The sequence below is a fragment of the Rhodococcus sp. MALMAid1271 genome, assembly GCF_049195265.1.
Classification (GTDB): Bacteria; Actinomycetota; Actinomycetes; order Mycobacteriales; family Mycobacteriaceae; genus Rhodococcoides.
Window position 1 is genome coordinate 22,720 of the sequence record NZ_JBMIRQ010000035.1, and the last position, 17,748, is coordinate 40,467.

Genomic DNA, 17,748 nt, shown 5'->3' on the forward strand with positions numbered 1-17,748 from the left:
GAGACCTGGACTGGTGCTCGCCGCAGGGCAGGTGTCAAAATGGGCGCATGGTGAACAAGTCGAAGAAGCCCTATGTCGATCCAGGCTGGCCGGAAACCGCTCGCGGTGACCACGCGGTGACCGAACTCTCGTCCGCTCGATCGGGTGGCTTGTCGCCCTTCGGCGAGGACACCGAGTTCCCGCTGCCCGTCGAAGACCTGCCGTACGCCCATCCGGTGACCGTGGTCAATCGCTGATTGCTGCGCTCCACTACGGAGAAAGCCCCCGACATCGAATCGATGTCGGGGGCTTTTCTCGTACGAGCGGGAAACCGTCTCGGGCACTTACTGGGGCAGGAATGCCTTGTTGGCCTGGTAGAAGTCCACGATCTGCGGATCGAGCTGGATGCCCTGCGCGGCGTTCTGGATGAACGAGGCGATCTGCGGATCGTTGGTGATGTTCTGGACGGCGGTGACGATGCCGTTGACGACCTCGGCGGAGCTGTCCACTGCCGGTACGGAGGACAGATCGGGGAGTGCGGGAACCTCCGGTGCCTTGGGGGTGACCGGAACGCTGCGCTCGGTCGGCGCGCTGTTCAGGCCGAGGCTCGAGGAGCAGGACGGCCATGCGCCCCAACCCTGTGAGTCGAGGACCTTCTCGGCGACTGCGATCTGCTCTTCACGGCTGGCCTGGTTGGCCGTGGCCGCGTACTGCTGACCGCCGTGCGCGTTCCAGGTGCTCGGGGAGAACTGCAACCCGCCCTGGTAACCGTTGCCGGTGTTGATGGCCCAGTTGCCGCCGGCTTCGCACTGTGCAAGGCGATCCCAGTCGGAATCCGGTGCCGCGTTCGCGGTGCCGGCGAAGGCGATGCCTGCGGTGCTCATGATGGCTCCGGTGACGGCGACCTTGGCGACGGTCTTGCCAGTGGTGCTCGGCTTGCGATGACGTCCGCTCATACGAGTTGAAATCCTCTCCACACGCGCCTGCGAGGTCAGCTGTCGGGTTCGGGCTGAGAGGTAGCCCGGCCTGCTCGGTCACTGCAGTTTCAGTGGCCAATTGGGCTTCACCCCAAGGGAAGTCGGTGCGGCTTCGTGAGTCGCGACAACTTCCCGGTTGTCCCTGGAGGACGTGGGTCCCCCGTCCTCGTCCCCTGGGTGATCATCGAGGGTGTTCCGGTGCCCGCGGGACGAGGTTTGGCGCTGCGGGTCGGAATTCGGCCGAACTTTCCGGCCGCTGATGACCGTACTGAAATTCCCGGCCCACGTCACTATTTGGTAACTGTCGATTTCGCGTCGGGACGGGAGGGGCGTGTGCGGTCGTTTCGGGTCGGCCGAGTCTGCCCAGCTAGTGGGCGTGCCAGCCGATGAACCCCGGTCCGTTGCCGGTCTGTTACCTCAGCGTTATGTGATGGAAGTCACATTCGGCCCGGGTCGTCTTCGCGTGTCACGGAATGGCAACGATGTCCTTGCCGAGGGGCATCAGCGACACGGGGATCAACTTCAGGTTCGCTATCGCCAACGGGATGCCGATGATGGTGATGGCCATCGCGATCGCGGTGATCACGTGCATCAACGCCAGCCACCACCCGGCGAGAACCAGCCAGAGCACGTTTCCGACGAGCGCACCGGCACCGGACCCCGGTTTGTCGACGATCGTGGACCCGAACGGCCACAGGGCGTACACCCCGATGCGAAACGACGCGATGCCGAACGGAATGGTCACGATGAGAATGCACAGCACGATGCCGGCGAGGAAATACCCCAGCGCCAGCCACAGCCCGCCGAAGATCAGCCAGATCACATTCAGAATCAACCGCATCGTCAGCGCGCCCTTCGTCCGGATGCCAGCGCGTACACCAGTGCCAGCACGAATCCTGCCGGTGCGGAGAACATGGCGGTGAGATACAGGCTCAGTGGCGGCTTGGCGTCGGAGAAGACCGGAAACAGCAGGATCGCGATGATGGCGACGAGGCCGATCGCGAACAATGCCAGCGCGATGCGGAGCAGAACGGTGCTGCTCTTACGAGTCGGTGTGTCCACCGCTACCACGGTAGTGCGAAGTGCGGGGCTGTGACGCGCGGTGCGAGTAAGAACTCGAATGCTCGATCCGGGCCTGCCGCGCTAGACTGATGCATTCGCGTCCTACGTTCTCGTGGGGCGCGAATCTTGTGCGGACCGCGCCTCGGAACAGTCGTGTGTCCGAACAGCTACGTGTCCGAACAGCCGTGGACTCGACAACGAGAGTCCACGAGCTACGCAACATCGAAACAGCAACAGATGAACGGGTGAGCTCAGTGCCGACCGGCAAGGTGAAGTGGTACGACGTCGACAAGGGATTCGGATTCCTCTCGCAGGAGGAAGGCGAGGACGTCTATGTGCGTTCGTCGGCGTTGCCCGAAGGGGTCGAGGGCCTCAAGGCCGGTCAGCGCGTCGAATTCGGCATGGCCGCGGGCCGTCGGGGACCACAGGCTCTGAGCTTGAAGGTGCTCGAGCCGGCACCGTCGGTGCGCCAGCAGACCGGAAGCTCACGTCGCGAACCCGTCGAGCGCAAGCACACCCCCGACGAGCTGCACGGGATGGTCGAGGACATGATCACCCTGCTCGAGGCGACGGTGCAGCCCGAGCTACGCAAGGGCAAGTACCCGGATCGCAAAATCGCGCAGCGCATCTCCGAGGTGGTTCGCGCCGTCGCCCGAGAGCTCGACAGCTGAGCCCGGCCGGCACGCGTCCTAGGGGCGCGTGCCGATCGACCAGATGGCGTGGCTGACGAAGCCTTCCTGGTTGGTGTCGGTGTCGATGATGCCGGTGGGCAGACGAACTTCGATGCCGAGCAGAGTGCGGTCGGCATCGTCGGACGTGGGGACCGTGACACTGTGCCTCGTTCCCGGCTCGTTGAACTGTGTGTTCTCCACCACGATCCCGCTCGCGTCGCCGTAGACCACGGCGAGTACCCATGGTGCCGAGTAGATGGACTCGGGAAGCGAGAGCTGAACCGTGCGGGCCTTTCCGATGCCGATCTCGGCGGTCTCACCCACGTTGTCGCACAGTGGGTCGCTGACAGCGCAGTAGAGGTAGGGCTCGACCACGACGGTGTGCCCGTCGGAGTACGCGGTCACGGTCGGTTCCCGGTCCGGCGCGTTGCCGATCAGCAGGGCGAGTACCGCGACGAACGCGACAACGATGACGAGTAGACCTGCGGCGATGATGCCGGCGATCTTCTTGGTGCGGGGAGCGAGATTCACTTGGTCACGTTTTCGCCGTAGGAGCTGTCGGACATTTCTTGCGCGACGTGGTCGGGGCGGTTGCCGCCGAAGCCGGGCAGAAGCGATCTGCCGCGGTAGGTGAGGAATGTCTGCACGAGGCCGATCGTAAGCAACACCGATACGACGGTGAAACCGAGCCAGTATTCGGTGGGCAGCAGAACGCCGAGGGTTCCGCCGAGGACCCAACACAGCTGCATGACGGTTTCCGATCGGCCGAATCCCGAGGCGATGGATTCCGGCGGCAGATCTGCCTGCAGTGACGCGTCGAGGGAGACCTTGGCCAGTGCGCTGGCGGTCGACGCGACGAGAGCGGCCACGGCTGCAGTGAGCAGGCTGTCGGTGACGGCCGCGACGACGGCTACCGCCGTGACCGCGGCGGTGCAGCGCAGGACCACCAGCGACGGTCGACCGAGCTTGATCCTGGCACCGATCGCGTTGCCGGAAAAATTGCCGAGTGCCGCGGCAGCTCCGACGAGTCCGAGCATCGCAGCCTGCTGGAGCGGCTCGTGCTCGGTCCGGGATTTGGCGACGAACGCAATGTAGAGCGTGAGGAACCCGGTGAGAATCCGGATGGTGCCGTTGCCCCACAGTCCGACGATGACGGCCCTGCCCAAAGGCTGTCTGCGGTTCTTGGCACCGGAGTCGGGGGACGGCGGTGTGCGGCGGAGATGCTCGGTCGGTGCATCGCTTCCGGGGAACGCGTTGCCGCCGTGCTGGTCGGGGTGGTAGCCGAGGGTGGCGGGCACCTCCCCCTCGGTGATCTCCACCCAGGACGGAATCCGCATGCTGAGGTATCCGCCGAGGACGGTGATCGCGGCGACGAACCACAGTGCCCCGGGCGAGTCGGCGACGAACGCGATGCCGCCGGCCACGGCACCTGCCGCGATGGTTCCGCCGAGCAGGCCGAACACCGTCAGTCGCGAGTTGACGCGGACGAGATCGATCTCCGGCGGCAACACGCGCGGTGTCACCGCGCTCTTGAGCACCGCGAAAGACTTGCTGAGAACGAGCATGCCGAGCGCAGCGGGATACAACACCCAACTGTCGAAGTTGAACACCAGCACCACCGCCAGCACGGTGCGCAACCCGAACGACGTGGCCAGTGCGATGCGTCGGCCGTGCTGCAGACGGTCGAGCAAGGGCCCGATCAATGGGGCGATCAACGCGAAAGGCGCGATGGTGATGACGAGATACAGGGCGACCTTGGTCCTGTCCTCACCGGCGGCGGCGGAGAAGAACAGTGTGTTGGCCAAGGCGATCGCCAACGCGGCGTCCGAGGCGAAGTTCGCCATCGTCGCGTAGGTGAGCGCCGTCAGACCGGACTTGTCGGCACCGTCGGCCTTCGCGGCCCGCTGGAACGATGCGATGCCCTTGCCGGTGAGCTCGCGCCCACGCATCGCGGCGACCCGGGTGACGGTCAGCTTCTTCGGCATCGGCGGTGGCTTGCGGCCACCGGATCGTCCACGCGGCGGGATGATCCGTTCGGTCCGCGGTGGGTGCAGGGGCGGCAACGGCTCACGACGGCTCGGAACGTGGGTGGACGCGAGTGGCGCTGCGGTTGGGTAGTTGGCCAAACCCGGGTGCTCAGGGCTGTCCTGGCCTGAGTCGTCCGCACCCGACGGGGTGTGGGGGAGACGGGGATCGGTCACGGGTTCAATTCTGTCCTACCGGCGCGGAAGAGGTGAATCGCACCTCGAAGATCTTGGGCCAGAACTTGCCGGTGACGAGGAATCGGTCGGTGCACGGGATCTGCGCGATGCCGTTGAATACATCGGCTCCCGTGCGATCGGCGGCGGACATCGAGTTCCACAGCGGCGTGCCGTCGATGACGGCCGTCACCTTTCCGCTGGTGGGGTCGATGCGCATGATGTCGAAGCTCTGCCACACGTTGGCGTAGACCGATCCGTCATCGGCGCACTCGAGCTCGTTGAGCTGTTCGACCGGATTGCCGTCGAGGGTGACGTCCACGGACGCCTCGGCGTCGAAGGACGCAGGGTCGCGGAAGGTCAGGGTGGAGGTGCCGTCGCTCATCACCAGGCGTTCGGCCGAGCTGTCTCGACGCTCTGTGCTCGATCGCTCGGTGCACAGCCCCCAGCCTTCGCCGTCGTAGCTCACTCGACGCTGTTCCGCGAGCGTGTCCCGGTCCCGCGCGATCGCGACGCCGTTGCGCCAGGTGATCTGCCACAGCGTGTCACCGTCGACTGTGATGCCCTCGCCGAACAGGTCGGACGGCAGATCCACCCGGTCGAGTTCGGTCATGTCGTCGAGGGAAGTGCGCCGCACGAACGACGAGCCCTCGAGCCCGGTGCCCTCGTAGAGCACGCCGCCGTCGATCTCGAATCCCTGGGTGAACGCATCGTCGCCCCGGTCGTACTCGCGTACCACCTCCGGTGTCAGCCGTGGAACCGAATCGGAGGTGATGGTCGACGCCGTCGCCGGGGAATCCGGCGTCGACGAGCAGGCACCGGCCGCCAGTAGAGCGGACAGGGCGGCGGCGAAGGCACGAACGCGGACGGTCATTGCATCCATGATGGCAGCCCGAACTGGGCGTCACCGAGTCGATGCGGCAAACTGAATGTGTGAGTTTCGCATCTTCTCCAGAGCTCGATTCCATCCGCCCCGTCTTGGCCGATGCCGTGGACCTCGCGCGGCAGGCTCTGCTCGACTTGGGAGAGGCAGGTATCGGCGAGTACCTCGGGGTGACCGTCGAGGATGCCAGCGCAGCCACCCACCGATTCGCCAGTGATCTCGAGGGGTACCGAGGGTGGCAATGGGCCGTCGTGGTCGCCGCCCCCGAGGACGCGGATCACGCCACGGTCAGTGAGTTGGTTCTGCTGCCCGGCCCCGACGCTCTCGTTGCGCCGAGCTGGGTGCCCTGGGACGAACGGATTCGTCCCGGCGATCTGGGTCCGGGCGATCTGCTCTCTCCTCGCCGCGACGACCCGCGCCTCGTACCGGGATACGTCGAGTCCGGCGATCCTGCCATCGATGAGGTGGCCGGTGAAATAGGTCTGGGCCGCAAGCAGGTCACCAGCCTCGAAGGACGACTCGACGCCGCTCAGCGCTGGCACGACGGAGATTTCGGCCCCGATACCGAGATGGCCAAGGCAGCACCGTCGACGTGTGGGCGCTGCGGTTTCTACCTGCCCATCGCCGGGTCGCTGTCCGCAGCATTCGGGGTGTGCGGCAACGAGTTCGCCGCCGACGGTCGTGTGGTGCACGCCGAGTACGGATGTGGAGCACATTCGGACACCGAACTCCCCACCGGCGCGGGGTCACCGCAATTCGAGCCCTACGACGACGCGGCGCTCGACGTCATCGCATCGCCTGCGCCGAAGGAAGAGCCTGCGCCGACGGAGGAGCCTGCTAACCCGGTGGAGACGGCTGCCCCCGAAGAGACGGCATCCACAGCAGAGGCCGCCGCGCCTGAAGCGGCCGAGCCGACGCAGAACGAAGCAACGGCATTGGAAACAGCAGCTCCGGAATCGGCCGTCTCCGATAGCGCTGGTTCCGATGACGCTGCGTCCAACAGCGCTGGCTCGGATGGCGCCGAGTCCGACAGCGCCGGATCCGATGATGACGCCCAGGGCGAGGGCTCGGCATCACCGAGCTGATCGATCCGTTCGATACCGGGTCGCTGCGCGAGTCGATTCTCGAGGCGTGGAGTTCCTCGCCTACCCGGTTGCGTGAGGATTCGGCATCGGAGTCGGATCTGGTTCGCGGTGGCTATCGGGATCGACTGCTGACGGAGCTGGCACAGAACGCCGCCGATGCGGCCGCACGTGCCGGTGTTCCGGGCAGGCTTGCGGTCTGGACCGATGGCGACGGTACCGTTCACGTTGCCAATACCGGTGCTGCGCTCGATGTTTCGGGTGTCCAAGCGCTGACCGCGCTGAGGGCCTCGGCCAAGACTGCCGGAGATGTGGGCGTCGGGCAGTTCGGGGTTGGATTCACTGCGGTGCGGTCGGTGTCCGACGAGGTCGAGGTGCGCTCGCGTCAGGGTGGTGTGGTGTTCAGCGCACGCAGAACGCTCGACGCCCTGGGCCGGCGAGGGATGAGTGTGCCGGAGTCGGGAGTGCCGGTGCTGAGGCTGGCCTGGCCGGTCGAGGTACCGCCTGCCGCGGGATTCGATACCGAGATCCTGTTGACGCTGCGACCGGAGGTCGATGCCGAGTCCTTCGCTTCCGGCTTCGCGGACGAGGCGGTGGATCTGCTGCTCGAACTCGAGGCGCTGGACTCGATCGAGATCGACGGCGTCGTGATGACCTGCATCAGAACAGAACTCGACGACACAAGCACCGAGGTGGCGATCGGAGCGCGAACCTGGCGGCAGTTCACCACCCCCGCTGCGCGGTGGCTCGCGCCGGTGGTCGACGGAATTCCGGTGCCCGTGCATGCCGATGTGTTGCGAGCTCCCACTCGGTCGGACGAGCTGTTGTCGTTGCCTGCGTTGGTGATTGCCGATGTGCCGATGCAGCCCGACCGTCGACGCGTGCTGCCTGGCGTGTCGCTGAACGAGGTGGCGCACGGGTATGCCGATTTCGTTGCCTCGCTGCCTGCCGCGTCGAGGGTGTCGTTCGTGCCCGAGGTCGGATTTGCGCGCAGCGAGGTCGACGGCATGTTGCGAGACCTGATCTTCGGTCGATTGTCCTGCGAGCCATGGCTTCCCGGTGCACGGGGACGCGATCTGGTGCCGGAGAGGTCGAACGTCGTTGCGGATGCGGGCGAGGAACTCGTCTCGGTGGTGGTCGACGTGGTGCCCGATCTGGTCACCGCTGCGCTGTCGGGTGCGCGGCACGCGTCGGCGCTGGCCGCGGTGGGGGTGCACCGAATCGGCCTGGCGGGACTGGCGGAGTTGCTCGGCGGTCAGCACCGCGAACCGCGCTGGTGGCAGCGACTGTTCGACGCGTTGGCCCCACTCGTCGTGGACGGTACTGCAGCGGAAGAGCTTGCCGCACTGCCTGTTCCGCTCGCGGACGGGCGCACTGTCACCGGTCCGCGTACCACGGTGATCGGTTCGGATGCCTCGGCTACGGTGACCTGGGTGCGGCTGGTGCATCCGGATGCGGTCAGTCCACTGCTCACCCGGCTGGGCGCTCGTGAGGCGACCGCGTTCGAGTTGCTCACGGATCCGGCGCTCGAGGCTGCCCTCGACGATCTGGACTGGGACGACCGCGACAGCGTCGAGACTCTGGTGCACGCGGTGCTCGCCCTGGCGGGGGATGCCGGGGAATTACCGGGCTGGCTCGGCGGCCTGCCATTGGAGGACGAGCACGGCGAGCTGCGTAGTGCGGACGAATTGTTGCTTCCCGGAGCGCCGTTGGCCGATCTGCTGGTGCGAGATTCACCCTTCGGCGTTCTCGCGCCTGCACTGGTGGACCGGTTCGGTGAACGGGCGCTGCGGGCAGTGGGCGTCGGCTGGGGATTGTCGGTGGTGCGCGACGAACTACCGACCGGGCCCGACCACGATCTGGACGACGAGCCGGCGTGGTGGTCGAGTCTGTCCGTCGAGCCCGATGCGCTCGTTGCGGTGCGCGATCTCGACCTCGTGGCCTCGGACGCCTGGTCCGAGGCGTTGACCGTGCTGCTCGACGACCCGAGTACCCGTGCGGCTCTGACTGATCGGAACGGATATACCGCGTGGTGGCTCAGGCGTCATGCGCGGCTGCACGATCGGCGTCCGATCGAATTCAGGGCACCGTCCGACGATACGTTCGCCGGGCTGCTCGATCCGTTGGATCATCCGCGCGCGGACGAACTGGCGACGGTGCTCAGTGCCTCGGAGTGTGAGGATGTCGATTGTGCGCGCGTGCTCCTTCGAGCGCTCGCGGATCCGGAGCGTAGTCCGACACCCGCGGTGATCGCGCGCACCCACACCCTTGTCGCTACCGCTGTTGCCGAAGGCCGGATCGAGGTCTCCGACATCGATCCACCGGATCGCGTCCGCACCCTCGGCGGCATCGTCGTGGATGCGTCGAGAGCGTTGGTGATCGACAAGCCGTGGCTGGCGAGTGTGGTTCCACCGGATGTCGCTGTGCTCTCGGACATGGTGACCGCTCTCGCGCTCGCCGACGTCCTCGATATCAGGCCCGCGTCGGAGGGGATCGGTGCAGAAGTGCTCGGCGTGGGACGCGTCAGCTCGTGGGACCGTGAACCCGGAGCGGTACTGGCCTGCGCGGTCATGGGCGTGCCGCTGCCTCGGGGCGGGCTCGTGATCCATCGCGAGCTGGTGGTGCGGCTGACCGGAGCCGTCAGCGGCGAGCACAGCGTTCCTTGGTGGGTGACCGAAGACGGAACCGTGCACTGCACCGAGCGTTGGGAGCGACCCCGTGGGGTGTGACACCGCGGTACTGAACTGGATGGTCGATCACCGCGTCGACTGGGTCACGACGGTGTTCTGGGTCATCACCACAGTGGGGAACACGTTCGCGATGTTCGTGTTGTCGACTGCGGCATGGGCGGCGTTGCTGACGTCGAAGAGAAATGTCGACGCGTGGATGGTCGCGGCCGCGATGCTCACCGGCTGGGGACTGATGAATGCGCTCAAATTCGCGTTCGGGCGGGAGCGTCCACCGTTTCCGGAACGGTTGGTGGAGATTGCGAGCCATTCGTTTCCGTCGGGCCACGCGATGATGTCGATGGTGCTTGCCACGGTGGCGATCGCGGTGATGCTGCGATCGGCCACTGCGTGGCTGCATTGGCCGGTGCTACTGGCATTGCCTGTGATCGCGTCCCTGCTGATCGGATTCTCTCGGATCTACCTGGGTGCGCATTGGACCACGGACGTGCTGGCCGGCTGGGTGTTCGGTGCCCTGTGGGGGCTGGGCTGGATTTATGCTTTCACGCTGATCAGCGCGAGAAATCCGAGCGCTGAGCGATGACGAGCAACTCGTCGCGCATGGCCGGGCTGGAGACAGCGTTGGCGCGTGCGTAGAGGGCGCGGAGCGAGCGGACGTGGTTGCGACGGTTGCGGTACTGAGCGACGAGCTTCATGGCCTGGCTTTCGTGGATCAAGTGGTTATCTGAACTGACATAACCCATGGTCCACGTTAACTTTGTGTTACTCAACCGGCTGACGGGTTAGTTTGCCCACGTCAGAGCAGGTTTCGTGACCGGGCTAACGTGATCGGGATCTCAATCGAGGCCGCGTTGGGCGGTTCTGCTCCCGCGACGTGACGCGGCTCTCTGCGTCAAGAAGATCGCGAACCCCACGGCACCGACCGCGAGGCCCGACCAACAGGTGGCGAGGACATCGTCGTCGCGGTCTCCAGTGGCGGTGAACACGACCAGCGCGACTATCCAGCCGAGGATTCCGATCGCCAGCACCGGCACCGGATCGGTGAGGCTGCGCGGAATCTGGGGGAGTTCGGCCACGAAATCACGCTACGCCATCGCCAGTGGCGGCCGCTGCGTTGCGGCTACCGAAGTGTCGGAGTGTGCTTTATCGTTCGCTCATGCAATTGTCGTCGCGGCTACTCGACAACTACTTCAAGATCACCGAGCGTGGCTCGACCGTCGGTTCCGAGGTCCGAGGTGGCGTGGTCACCTTCGTTGCGATGGCGTACATCGTGGTCCTCAACCCGCTGATTCTGGGCAGCTTCTCGGCCGACGATGCAGCGGCCAAGACCGACGTGCTCGGCAACATCCTGCCGGTCGCGCAGGTCGCCGCCGTGACGGCGCTGGTGGCCGGGTTCATGAGCATCGCCTTCGGCGTCATCGCCAACTATCCCTTCGGTATCGCGGCGGGTCTGGGCATCAACACGTTGCTCGCGGTGACCATCGCACCGCAGGTGACGTGGCCCGAGGCAATGGGTCTGGTGGTGATCGACGGCATCATCATCGTGCTGCTGGCGGTGACCGGTTTCCGCACCGCGGTCTTCAACGCGATCCCGGCCGAACTCAAAGCCGCGATCGCCGCAGGTATCGGTGCGTTCATCGCGTTCATCGGGTTGGTGGACTCGGGCTTCGTGCGCAGAATTCCCGACGCCGCAGGCACGACGGTTCCTGTGGGGCTCGGAATCGACGGGTCCATCGCATCGTGGCCGACGGTGATCTTCGTGTTCGGGTTGCTGCTGATGGGTGTGCTGGTGGTGCGCAAGGTGCGGGGCGGTCTGCTGATCGGCATCGTCGTGACGACCGTCTTCGCAGCGATCATCGAGGCCGTCACCGACGTCGGACCGTCCAACGGCGTCGACCCCAAGGGGTGGAATCTGTCGGTTCCGCAACTGCCGACCCAACTGATCCAGTCTCCTGATCTGGCTCTGGTGGGCAATGTCGATCTGTTCGGAGCGTTCACGCGCATCGGTGTGCTGGCCGCAAGCCTGTTGGTGTTCACCCTCGTGCTCGCCAACTTCTTCGACGCGATGGGCACGATGACCGGTCTGGGTAAGGAAGCGAATCTGGACAAGGACGGGAAGCTGCCGAACATCGGCAAGGCTCTGGTGGTCGAGGGTGCCGGGGCGATCGTCGGAGGCGGCGCGTCGGCGTCGTCGAACACGGTGTTCGTCGAATCGGCCTCCGGCATCGCCGAGGGTGCCCGCACCGGGCTGGCCAATGTCGTCACCGGAGTGCTGTTCTTGCTGGCGATGTTCTTCACGCCGCTCACCGCCGTCGTGCCCATCGAGGCAGCAGCGCCGGCGCTGGTGGTGGTGGGAGCGCTGATGATCGGGCAGGTACTCGACATCGACTTCCGACGCTTCGATTACGCCCTGCCTGCCTTCCTGACCATCGTGGTGATGCCGTTCACGTACTCGATCGCCAACGGAATCGGCGTCGGTTTCATCACCTGGGTCGTACTCGCGGTCGGGTCTGGTCGAGCGAAATCGGTCCATCCCCTGTTGTGGATCGTTGCACTACTGTTTGTGGCATATTTCGCCGTCGGACCCATTACCGAGGCGGTTACATGACGCGCGGTCGGTACCAAGGCGTATCCTCTGCGCTGTGACGTCGGGAAACAGTGTGAAAGACCATCGTGCTTTGGCAAGTGACCTATCGCTTGCTGTGGTGAGGCTGACTCGCCACCTTCGAGGTAGGCGAGTGGACTCGCAAGTCTCGCTGACGCAGCTGTCGGCTCTGGCCACGCTCAGTCGCGAGGGCGATATGACGCCGGGGGCGTTGGCTGCGCGCGAAAGAGTGCAGCCACCGTCGATGACGCGGGTGATCGCGTCCTTGGCCGAGCTCGGTCTCGTGGCGCGTACGCCACACCCCACCGATGGGCGGCAGGTGATCGTGTCGCTCTCGAAGGCGGGGAATGATCTGATCGCCGACGAGGCCAGTGCGCGCGAGGCATGGATGACTGCGCAGCTCTCGGGCCTCGGTCCCGAGCAACTCGACATCCTCAGAGAAGCCGTGGACATCATCAGCGCCTTGGTCAGCGACTCGGAGTAGTTACCTAGGTTTATTATTTGAACGGTGGCCCCTGCTTCCCCTACCTCCCGTTCGACGATGTTTGCTGCACTGAAGACTCGCAACTACCGATTGTGGGCGTCGGGGCAGATCGTCTCGCTGGTCGGGACGTGGATGCAGCGGGTCGCACAGGACTGGCTCGTCCTGACGCTGTCCGGCGGCAACGGCTTTGCTGTCGGCGTGGTGATGGCCCTGCAATTCGGTCCGACGCTGTTCCTGTCGGTCTGGGGCGGCGTGCTGGCGGACCGCTACGACAAGCGCAAGCTCCTCATGATCACCCAGGCCTTCGCCGGCGTATGCGGCCTGGTGCTCGGAGTCCTCGACGTCGGCGGCCTGGTCGAGCTGTGGCACGTCTACGTGATCGCCTTCGTTCTCGGTTGCTCGTCCGCCATCGACGCCCCGGTGCGGCAATCGTTCACCATCGAGATGGTCGGCAAAGAGACCCTCGCAAATGCCATCGCCCTCAATTCCATGACGTTCAACATGGCGCGCATCGTCGGGCCGGCGGTGTCCGGGGTGCTGATCACCCTCGTCGGCACCGGCTGGGTGTTTCTGATCAATGCGGTCTCTTTCGCAGCGGTGTTCGGTGCGCTCGTGGCGATGAACGTAGCTCAACTGTTCCGCGTCGAACCGGCACCTCGAGCGAAAGGGCAGGTGCGAGAGGGCTTTCGGTACGTCTGGGGGAGGGGTGATCTGCGGGTCCTGCTCGCTACGGTGTTCATGGTCTCGACGTTCGGCCTCAATTTCCCTTTGAGCTTGTCGGTGCTGGCCCGCAACACCTTCGGTAGCGGAGCAGATGCATACGGTCTGCTCTCGACCACCCTTGCCGTCGGCACGCTGGCGGGGGCGACGCTTGCTGCCCGGCGGGCAACGGCTCCCCGGTTGCGGCTGTTCATCGGGGCCGTCATCGCCTTCGGGCTGTTCGAGCTGATCGTGGGGCTGATGCCCAATTACATCCTGGTGGCAGTCCTGCTGATCCCCACCGGAGCGTTGACTCTGACGTTCACGACGTCGGCGATGAACATTCTGCAGATGTCGGTGCCCTCGGACATGCGGGGGCGGGTGATGGGCATCTACATGCTGTGTTTTCTCGGCGGCACTCCGCTGGGCAGCCCAGTTCTCGGCTGGCTCGCGGACGTGCTCGATCCGCGTGCACCGCTGTTGTTCGGCGGTATCATCTCACTGGCCACGGGGCTCTTCGCTTCGGTATATCTGCTGCGGCACAACAACTTACGGATCACCCTCGTGCCGCGCGCTGCTGGTCGACGGCTGCCGACCCTCGACACGGTGACGGCCACGGCCAAGGTGTGAGACGGTCAGATCCACCCGTGGCGGCGGGCGAGTGCGCAGGCCTCGTGCCGGTTCGCGGCTCCCAGCTTCGCGGCCGCCGACGACAGATAGTTGCGGGTGGTGCCCGGCGACAGATGTGCACGCTGCGCGATCTCGGCGATCGACGCGCCGTCGGCGGCGAACTCGAGCACGTCGGCCTCGCGAGGTGTCAGCGGTGAGTCGCCTGCACCGATCGCCTCGGCGGCCAGAGTGGGGTCGACGTACCGACCACCGCCGTGCACCGTGCGCACCACCTCGGCCAGGGTCGCAGCCGAGGTGGTCTTCGGCAGGAAGCCCCGCACCCCCGCCTCGAGCGCCTTCTTCAGATAGCCCGGCCGGCCGTGACTGGTGACGATGATCGACGCACAGGTCGGTAGTGTCTCGGCGATCTTCTGGGCCGTCTCGATGCCGTCGATCCCGCCCATCTGCAGGTCCAGGACGGCGACATCGGGTGAGAGCGTGGCAGCGTCGCTCAGCGCCTGTTCTCCGGATTCGGCTTCACCGACTATCTCGATGTCGTCCTCCAGATCCAGCATCGTCGCCAGCGCCGATCGAATCAGATTTTCGTCGTCGGCCAGTAGCACTCGAATCACGATGCCGTCCTTGTCGGGTCGTTGCGCAGGCATCACTCCTGCCTGGAGCTCGCAGTGGGCAGTGTCGCAGTGAGGGTGAACTGCTCGTCGGTCGTCTCGGTGTTCAGGATGCCGCCGACCGTGGCCAATCGCTCGCGCAGACCGCTCAACCCGGTGCCGTCGTTGCGGCCAGGAGATGCCCGGGGGTGGTCGTTGCTCAATCGGACGCTGCTGTCGGTCAACTCGATCCGCGCATAGGTGGCGGCGGAGTGGCGAAGAATATTCGTCACGCCCTCCCGCACCACCCAGGCCGCGGCCTCAGCAGCTCGATCTGTGAGATTCGCTGTCCCGCCGACCAATTCGGTGGAGATGCCCGCCGCGGACAGCAACGATCGAGCCCCGTCCAACTCGGCGGCCACGTCGACCGATCGGTACCCCCGTACCAGATTCCTGGCGTCGGTCATCGATTCCTGGGCCAGCAGGCGAACCTCGTCCATCTGGGACGCCGCTCGATCGTCACCCCGGCGAGCGAGCGTCGCAGCGAGTTCGCTCTTGACCGCGATAGCAGAGAGCGCTCGTCCGACGACATCGTGCAGATCTCGCGAGAACCGCAGACGCTCCTCGGCTACCGACAGTGCGGCGGCGGCATCGCGGGTGGCGTCGAGCTCGGTGACGATACGCAACAGCCATACCGACAGTCGTACGGTGACGGCCATGAACGCGATGAAGAGTCCGAGTACCGCAGCTTGGAGTGGTGGGGTTCCCAGAGCCGCTGCAAGTACTGCGGAGACCACGGCGGCCGCCACCGACCATCGAAGTGCGATGAACGCCGCCACCGCGGTGGTGACCAGTACGGCGGCCCACGGTGTATTGCTCGTAGGCCCCGCGGCAATCAACACCACTGCGGCGACGCCGAGAATGATCAGCGGGCTCCGAACGCTCGCGTTGGGCATACCGCCGAGTGCGGGAGTGCGCTGTACGACGACGAAAGCGGCTGCGGCAGCCACGGCCATCGCTACCGAGGACAGGTGGCGCGCTTCCTGCACCGATATCCCGATTGCTCCGCCTGCGACGGCGACGATGATCACCAGGAACGACTGGCGCGTGTAGAGGCGCACCTTCTCCACGTCACTGCTGTCCTTCCAGCCGTGCAGTGGGTTGAGGTACTCGTACAGCTTCATGATCTCCAGCCTTGCAGACGGACGAGAAAACGGGCGATTTTCAGGACCGTGGTTCCCAACGGAAGTGCGTACGAGCGATCAGGATGCTCCCGATGATCCAGGCGAGCATGACCACCACCGGCATTCCCGCTTCGGTGAAGGTGGCAGCGAATCCGATCGACGGGTCGCCGGGCGTGGTGGTGCCGAACCAGCCCAGATTCAACAGATCCGAGACCGCGGCCATCGGGGTGAGATCGATGGCCCTGCTGAACGAGTCCGGCAGCACGTCGCGTAGCAGTGACGAGCCGGCCATGGCGAGCAGGATCACCGGCAGGCTGGTGATCTGCGCCGCCTCGGCGTTGCGGGTGAAGGCCGAGGTGATCAGGGCCAGTGCGGCGAACAGTGCCGCACCGCCCAGTAGGGCAACCGCGACGAGCAACACGTTGGTGGGAACCGGGCCACCGAAGGCAAGCACGACCGCACCGACGATCAGGCCGAGGGCGATGGTGAGAACGAACGAGGGTACCGCCGGGCCCATGAGGATCTGTAGGTCCGAGCTTTCGCCCGTACGAAGTCTCTTGAGTACCAACTCGTCTCGCCGCGTGGCGTACACCGAGAGCATGTTGTAGTACACCATGAACACCAACAGGAACAGGACGAAGATCTCCAACGCAGCTGCGACTGCTGCATCGGTCAATCCGTCGTCGCCTCGGCTGCCGATGATCAGCAGGACGATCGGCAGCACCAGCGGCATGACGATCGCATTGAACAGCAGTACTCTGTTGCGTCCTAGTAGCGTGAACTCTGCTCGCGACAGGGCCGTCATCGTGCTCATGCGCTCATCACCTCGTTGTTCTCGATAGCGGGACGATCGACATCCGGGTTGTCGATATCGTCTGCGATGGAAAGGAACACGGTTTCCAGTGACGCGGCTCGGGCGTCGAGACCGTGCAGTGTCACCTCGTGTTCGCGGGCCCACATCAGCAGATCGGTGAGGGTCTCCTGCACCGAGGCGGTCTGAATGGAAACGGTCTCTCCCGCAACGTCGATCGACGTACCCGGCAGCGACGGGAGTGCCCTGGCCGGCACCTTCAGCTCGATCTTCGCCGGATGGTCTGCGACCACCTCATCCACCGTGCCGCTGCGAACGACACTGCCGCGGTGCATGATCGCCAGTCGATCGCACAGGGACTCGGCCTCGTCCAGGTAATGCGTCGTCAACATGATCGTCACGCCGGAGTCCTTGAGTTCCTGAATCAAATGCCAGGTGTTGCGGCGACTTTCGGGATCGAGGCCGGTGGTCGGCTCGTCCAGGAACAGGATGCGCGGACGGCTGATGATCGCGCAGGCCAGATCCAGCCTGCGCTGCTCGCCGCCGGAGAGGAACTTCACTCGGGTATCGGCGCGGCCCGCGAGATCGACGCGGCCGAGTACGTCGGCGACCGGCAACGGATCACTGCACGTGCCTGCCCACATCCGCAAACTTTCGGTGGTGGTCAGGTCCTGAGGCAGGCCGCCCTTCTGCAACATGATGCCGAGGGACGGTCGAATCGTGCGGCGATCGGACACCGGATCCATACCCATGATCCGCACCGTGCCCGAACTCGGCCGCGAGAGACCCTGAATCACTTCGAGAGTGGACGTCTTTCCCGCACCGTTGGTGCCGAGAAGTCCGAACAACTCACCCTCGGCGACCTGCAGATCCAAGGCCTTGACGGCCTCGTAGGCGTTCTTGCCCGAACCGTAGCGCCGAGTCATCGCGTCGACGTCGATGACGGTCATCACTGCCGTCCCCACTGGCGCAGGCCGATGACGAACCGCACGCCCATGAAGACAACGATGACGCCGAGAGCGATGAACGCCGGAAGTCCTGTACCGACGATCGCGAACAACACGGCGAGAATGGCAATACTGATGACGATGACGACGATTTCACGCGCCATCGTGGGAGCCGGCCCGAACTCCATCAGATCGGTGAACAGGTTTCCTTCGTCTGGTTGTTTCATGACTGCAAGTCTGCTGCCGTCGAACCACCGAAAAC

At 65.2% G+C, this 17,748-nt stretch carries 21 protein-coding genes and 1 riboswitch; of the genes, 8 read left to right on the forward strand and 13 right to left on the reverse strand.

All coding sequences use genetic code 11. The annotated features are described in order from the left end of the window. Window positions 1-47 precede the first annotated feature (47 nt). Window positions 48-236, forward strand: coding sequence for a hypothetical protein (locus ACOQFP_RS01840; RefSeq protein WP_008719333.1), 189 nt, complete (start codon window positions 48-50; stop codon window positions 234-236). An 87-nt stretch (window positions 237-323) separates the two neighbouring features. Here the strand turns inward: ACOQFP_RS01840 and ACOQFP_RS01845 are convergent, their stop codons facing one another. From ACOQFP_RS01845 to ACOQFP_RS01855, 3 genes are all read right to left on the reverse strand, one after another. After that, complete coding sequence (locus tag ACOQFP_RS01845; protein ID WP_206488020.1) at window positions 324-935, reverse strand: resuscitation-promoting factor Rpf1 domain-containing protein; 612 nt, start codon at window positions 933-935, stop codon at window positions 324-326. 8 nt (window positions 936-943) lie between these two features. Continuing rightward, window positions 944-1,146, reverse strand: a riboswitch (cyclic di-AMP (ydaO/yuaA leader). A gap of 276 nt (window positions 1,147-1,422) precedes the next feature. Further along, on the reverse strand, window positions 1,423-1,797 hold the full coding sequence (locus tag ACOQFP_RS01850; protein WP_206488022.1) for a YccF domain-containing protein: 375 nt from the start codon (window positions 1,795-1,797) through the stop codon (window positions 1,423-1,425). Between the two features lie 2 nt (window positions 1,798-1,799). Next, complete coding sequence (locus ACOQFP_RS01855; RefSeq protein ID WP_206488024.1) at window positions 1,800-2,018, reverse strand: hypothetical protein; 219 nt, start codon at window positions 2,016-2,018, stop codon at window positions 1,800-1,802. A gap of 254 nt (window positions 2,019-2,272) precedes the next feature. Here ACOQFP_RS01855 and ACOQFP_RS01860 point away from each other — a divergent pair, with 254 nt between their 5' ends. After that, window positions 2,273-2,689 carry a cold-shock protein gene (locus tag ACOQFP_RS01860; protein WP_206488758.1) on the forward strand — a complete coding sequence of 139 codons (417 nt, stop codon included), beginning with the start codon at window positions 2,273-2,275 and terminating at the stop codon, window positions 2,687-2,689. Window positions 2,690-2,707: 18 nt separating this feature from the next. On the opposite strand, the gene ACOQFP_RS01865 is transcribed toward ACOQFP_RS01860, so the two are convergent. From ACOQFP_RS01865 to ACOQFP_RS01875, 3 genes are read right to left on the reverse strand one after another with little or no spacing between them, the layout of a single operon-like run. After that, a complete protein-coding gene (locus tag ACOQFP_RS01865) occupies window positions 2,708-3,220 on the reverse strand; it encodes a DUF2771 domain-containing protein (RefSeq protein WP_206488026.1) in 513 nt (170 codons plus the stop codon). Then, window positions 3,217-4,890, reverse strand: coding sequence for an MFS transporter (locus ACOQFP_RS01870; protein ID WP_421583267.1), 1,674 nt, complete (start codon window positions 4,888-4,890; stop codon window positions 3,217-3,219). The genes ACOQFP_RS01865 and ACOQFP_RS01870 overlap by 4 nt, the downstream gene beginning before the upstream one ends. A gap of 4 nt (window positions 4,891-4,894) precedes the next feature. Beyond that, window positions 4,895-5,761: a glutaminyl-peptide cyclotransferase gene (locus ACOQFP_RS01875; protein WP_421583268.1), complete on the reverse strand. Its 867-nt coding sequence runs from the start codon at window positions 5,759-5,761 to the stop codon at window positions 4,895-4,897. A 59-nt stretch (window positions 5,762-5,820) separates the two neighbouring features. On the opposite strand from ACOQFP_RS01875, the gene ACOQFP_RS01880 reads away from it, so the two are divergent. Genes ACOQFP_RS01880 through ACOQFP_RS01890 form a run of 3 tightly spaced genes read left to right on the forward strand, consistent with a single transcriptional unit; the run spans window position 5,821 to window position 10,122 of the window. Next, window positions 5,821-6,855, forward strand: coding sequence for a DUF3027 domain-containing protein (locus ACOQFP_RS01880; protein ID WP_421583269.1), 1,035 nt, complete (start codon window positions 5,821-5,823; stop codon window positions 6,853-6,855). Next, window positions 6,852-9,581 (forward strand): sacsin N-terminal ATP-binding-like domain-containing protein, encoded by a 2,730-nt coding sequence (locus ACOQFP_RS01885; protein WP_421583300.1) that lies wholly within the window; start codon window positions 6,852-6,854, stop codon window positions 9,579-9,581. Before ACOQFP_RS01880 ends, ACOQFP_RS01885 begins: the two co-directional genes overlap by 4 nt. Further along, entirely contained in the window at window positions 9,571-10,122 is a 552-nt protein-coding gene (locus ACOQFP_RS01890) for a phosphatase PAP2 family protein (RefSeq protein ID WP_421583270.1), read from the forward strand. The genes ACOQFP_RS01885 and ACOQFP_RS01890 overlap by 11 nt, the downstream gene beginning before the upstream one ends. On the opposite strand, the gene ACOQFP_RS01895 is transcribed toward ACOQFP_RS01890, so the two are convergent. Together ACOQFP_RS01895 and ACOQFP_RS01900 are read right to left on the reverse strand one after the other, a co-directional pair. Then, window positions 10,091-10,234 (reverse strand): hypothetical protein, encoded by a 144-nt coding sequence (locus ACOQFP_RS01895; protein ID WP_198289516.1) that lies wholly within the window; start codon window positions 10,232-10,234, stop codon window positions 10,091-10,093. The genes ACOQFP_RS01890 and ACOQFP_RS01895 overlap by 32 nt on opposite strands. Window positions 10,235-10,375: 141 nt before the next feature. Continuing rightward, window positions 10,376-10,615, reverse strand: coding sequence for a DUF2530 domain-containing protein (locus ACOQFP_RS01900; RefSeq protein WP_206488032.1), 240 nt, complete (start codon window positions 10,613-10,615; stop codon window positions 10,376-10,378). Window positions 10,616-10,695: 80 nt separating this feature from the next. On the opposite strand from ACOQFP_RS01900, the gene ACOQFP_RS01905 reads away from it, so the two are divergent. Genes ACOQFP_RS01905 through ACOQFP_RS01915 form a run of 3 tightly spaced genes read left to right on the forward strand, consistent with a single transcriptional unit; the run spans window position 10,696 to window position 13,957 of the window. Further along, window positions 10,696-12,147, forward strand: a complete 1,452-nt coding sequence (locus ACOQFP_RS01905) for an NCS2 family permease (RefSeq protein ID WP_206488034.1) — start codon at window positions 10,696-10,698, stop codon at window positions 12,145-12,147. 52 nt (window positions 12,148-12,199) lie between these two features. Further along, entirely contained in the window at window positions 12,200-12,628 is a 429-nt protein-coding gene (locus tag ACOQFP_RS01910; RefSeq protein ID WP_206488761.1) for a MarR family winged helix-turn-helix transcriptional regulator, read from the forward strand. Between the two features lie 57 nt (window positions 12,629-12,685). Beyond that, a complete protein-coding gene (locus ACOQFP_RS01915) occupies window positions 12,686-13,957 on the forward strand; it encodes an MFS transporter (protein WP_341243995.1) in 1,272 nt (423 codons plus the stop codon). Between the two features lie 5 nt (window positions 13,958-13,962). On the opposite strand, the gene ACOQFP_RS01920 is transcribed toward ACOQFP_RS01915, so the two are convergent. From ACOQFP_RS01920 to ACOQFP_RS01940, 5 genes are read right to left on the reverse strand one after another with little or no spacing between them, the layout of a single operon-like run. Beyond that, the gene (locus tag ACOQFP_RS01920) at window positions 13,963-14,601 is read right to left on the reverse strand and encodes a response regulator (RefSeq protein WP_421583271.1); all 639 of its coding nucleotides are present in this window, start codon (window positions 14,599-14,601) and stop codon (window positions 13,963-13,965) included. After that, window positions 14,601-15,728, reverse strand: coding sequence for a histidine kinase (locus ACOQFP_RS01925; RefSeq protein WP_341243994.1), 1,128 nt, complete (start codon window positions 15,726-15,728; stop codon window positions 14,601-14,603). Before ACOQFP_RS01925 ends, ACOQFP_RS01920 begins: the two co-directional genes overlap by 1 nt. Window positions 15,729-15,768: 40 nt before the next feature. Continuing rightward, window positions 15,769-16,542, reverse strand: coding sequence for an ABC transporter permease (locus tag ACOQFP_RS01930; protein ID WP_421583272.1), 774 nt, complete (start codon window positions 16,540-16,542; stop codon window positions 15,769-15,771). Beyond that, window positions 16,539-17,489, reverse strand: a complete 951-nt coding sequence (locus ACOQFP_RS01935) for an ABC transporter ATP-binding protein (protein WP_206488043.1) — start codon at window positions 17,487-17,489, stop codon at window positions 16,539-16,541. The genes ACOQFP_RS01930 and ACOQFP_RS01935 overlap by 4 nt, the downstream gene beginning before the upstream one ends. Next, the gene (locus ACOQFP_RS01940; RefSeq protein ID WP_206488045.1) at window positions 17,489-17,713 is read right to left on the reverse strand and encodes a hypothetical protein; all 225 of its coding nucleotides are present in this window, start codon (window positions 17,711-17,713) and stop codon (window positions 17,489-17,491) included. Before ACOQFP_RS01940 ends, ACOQFP_RS01935 begins: the two co-directional genes overlap by 1 nt. Window positions 17,714-17,748 lie beyond the last annotated feature (35 nt).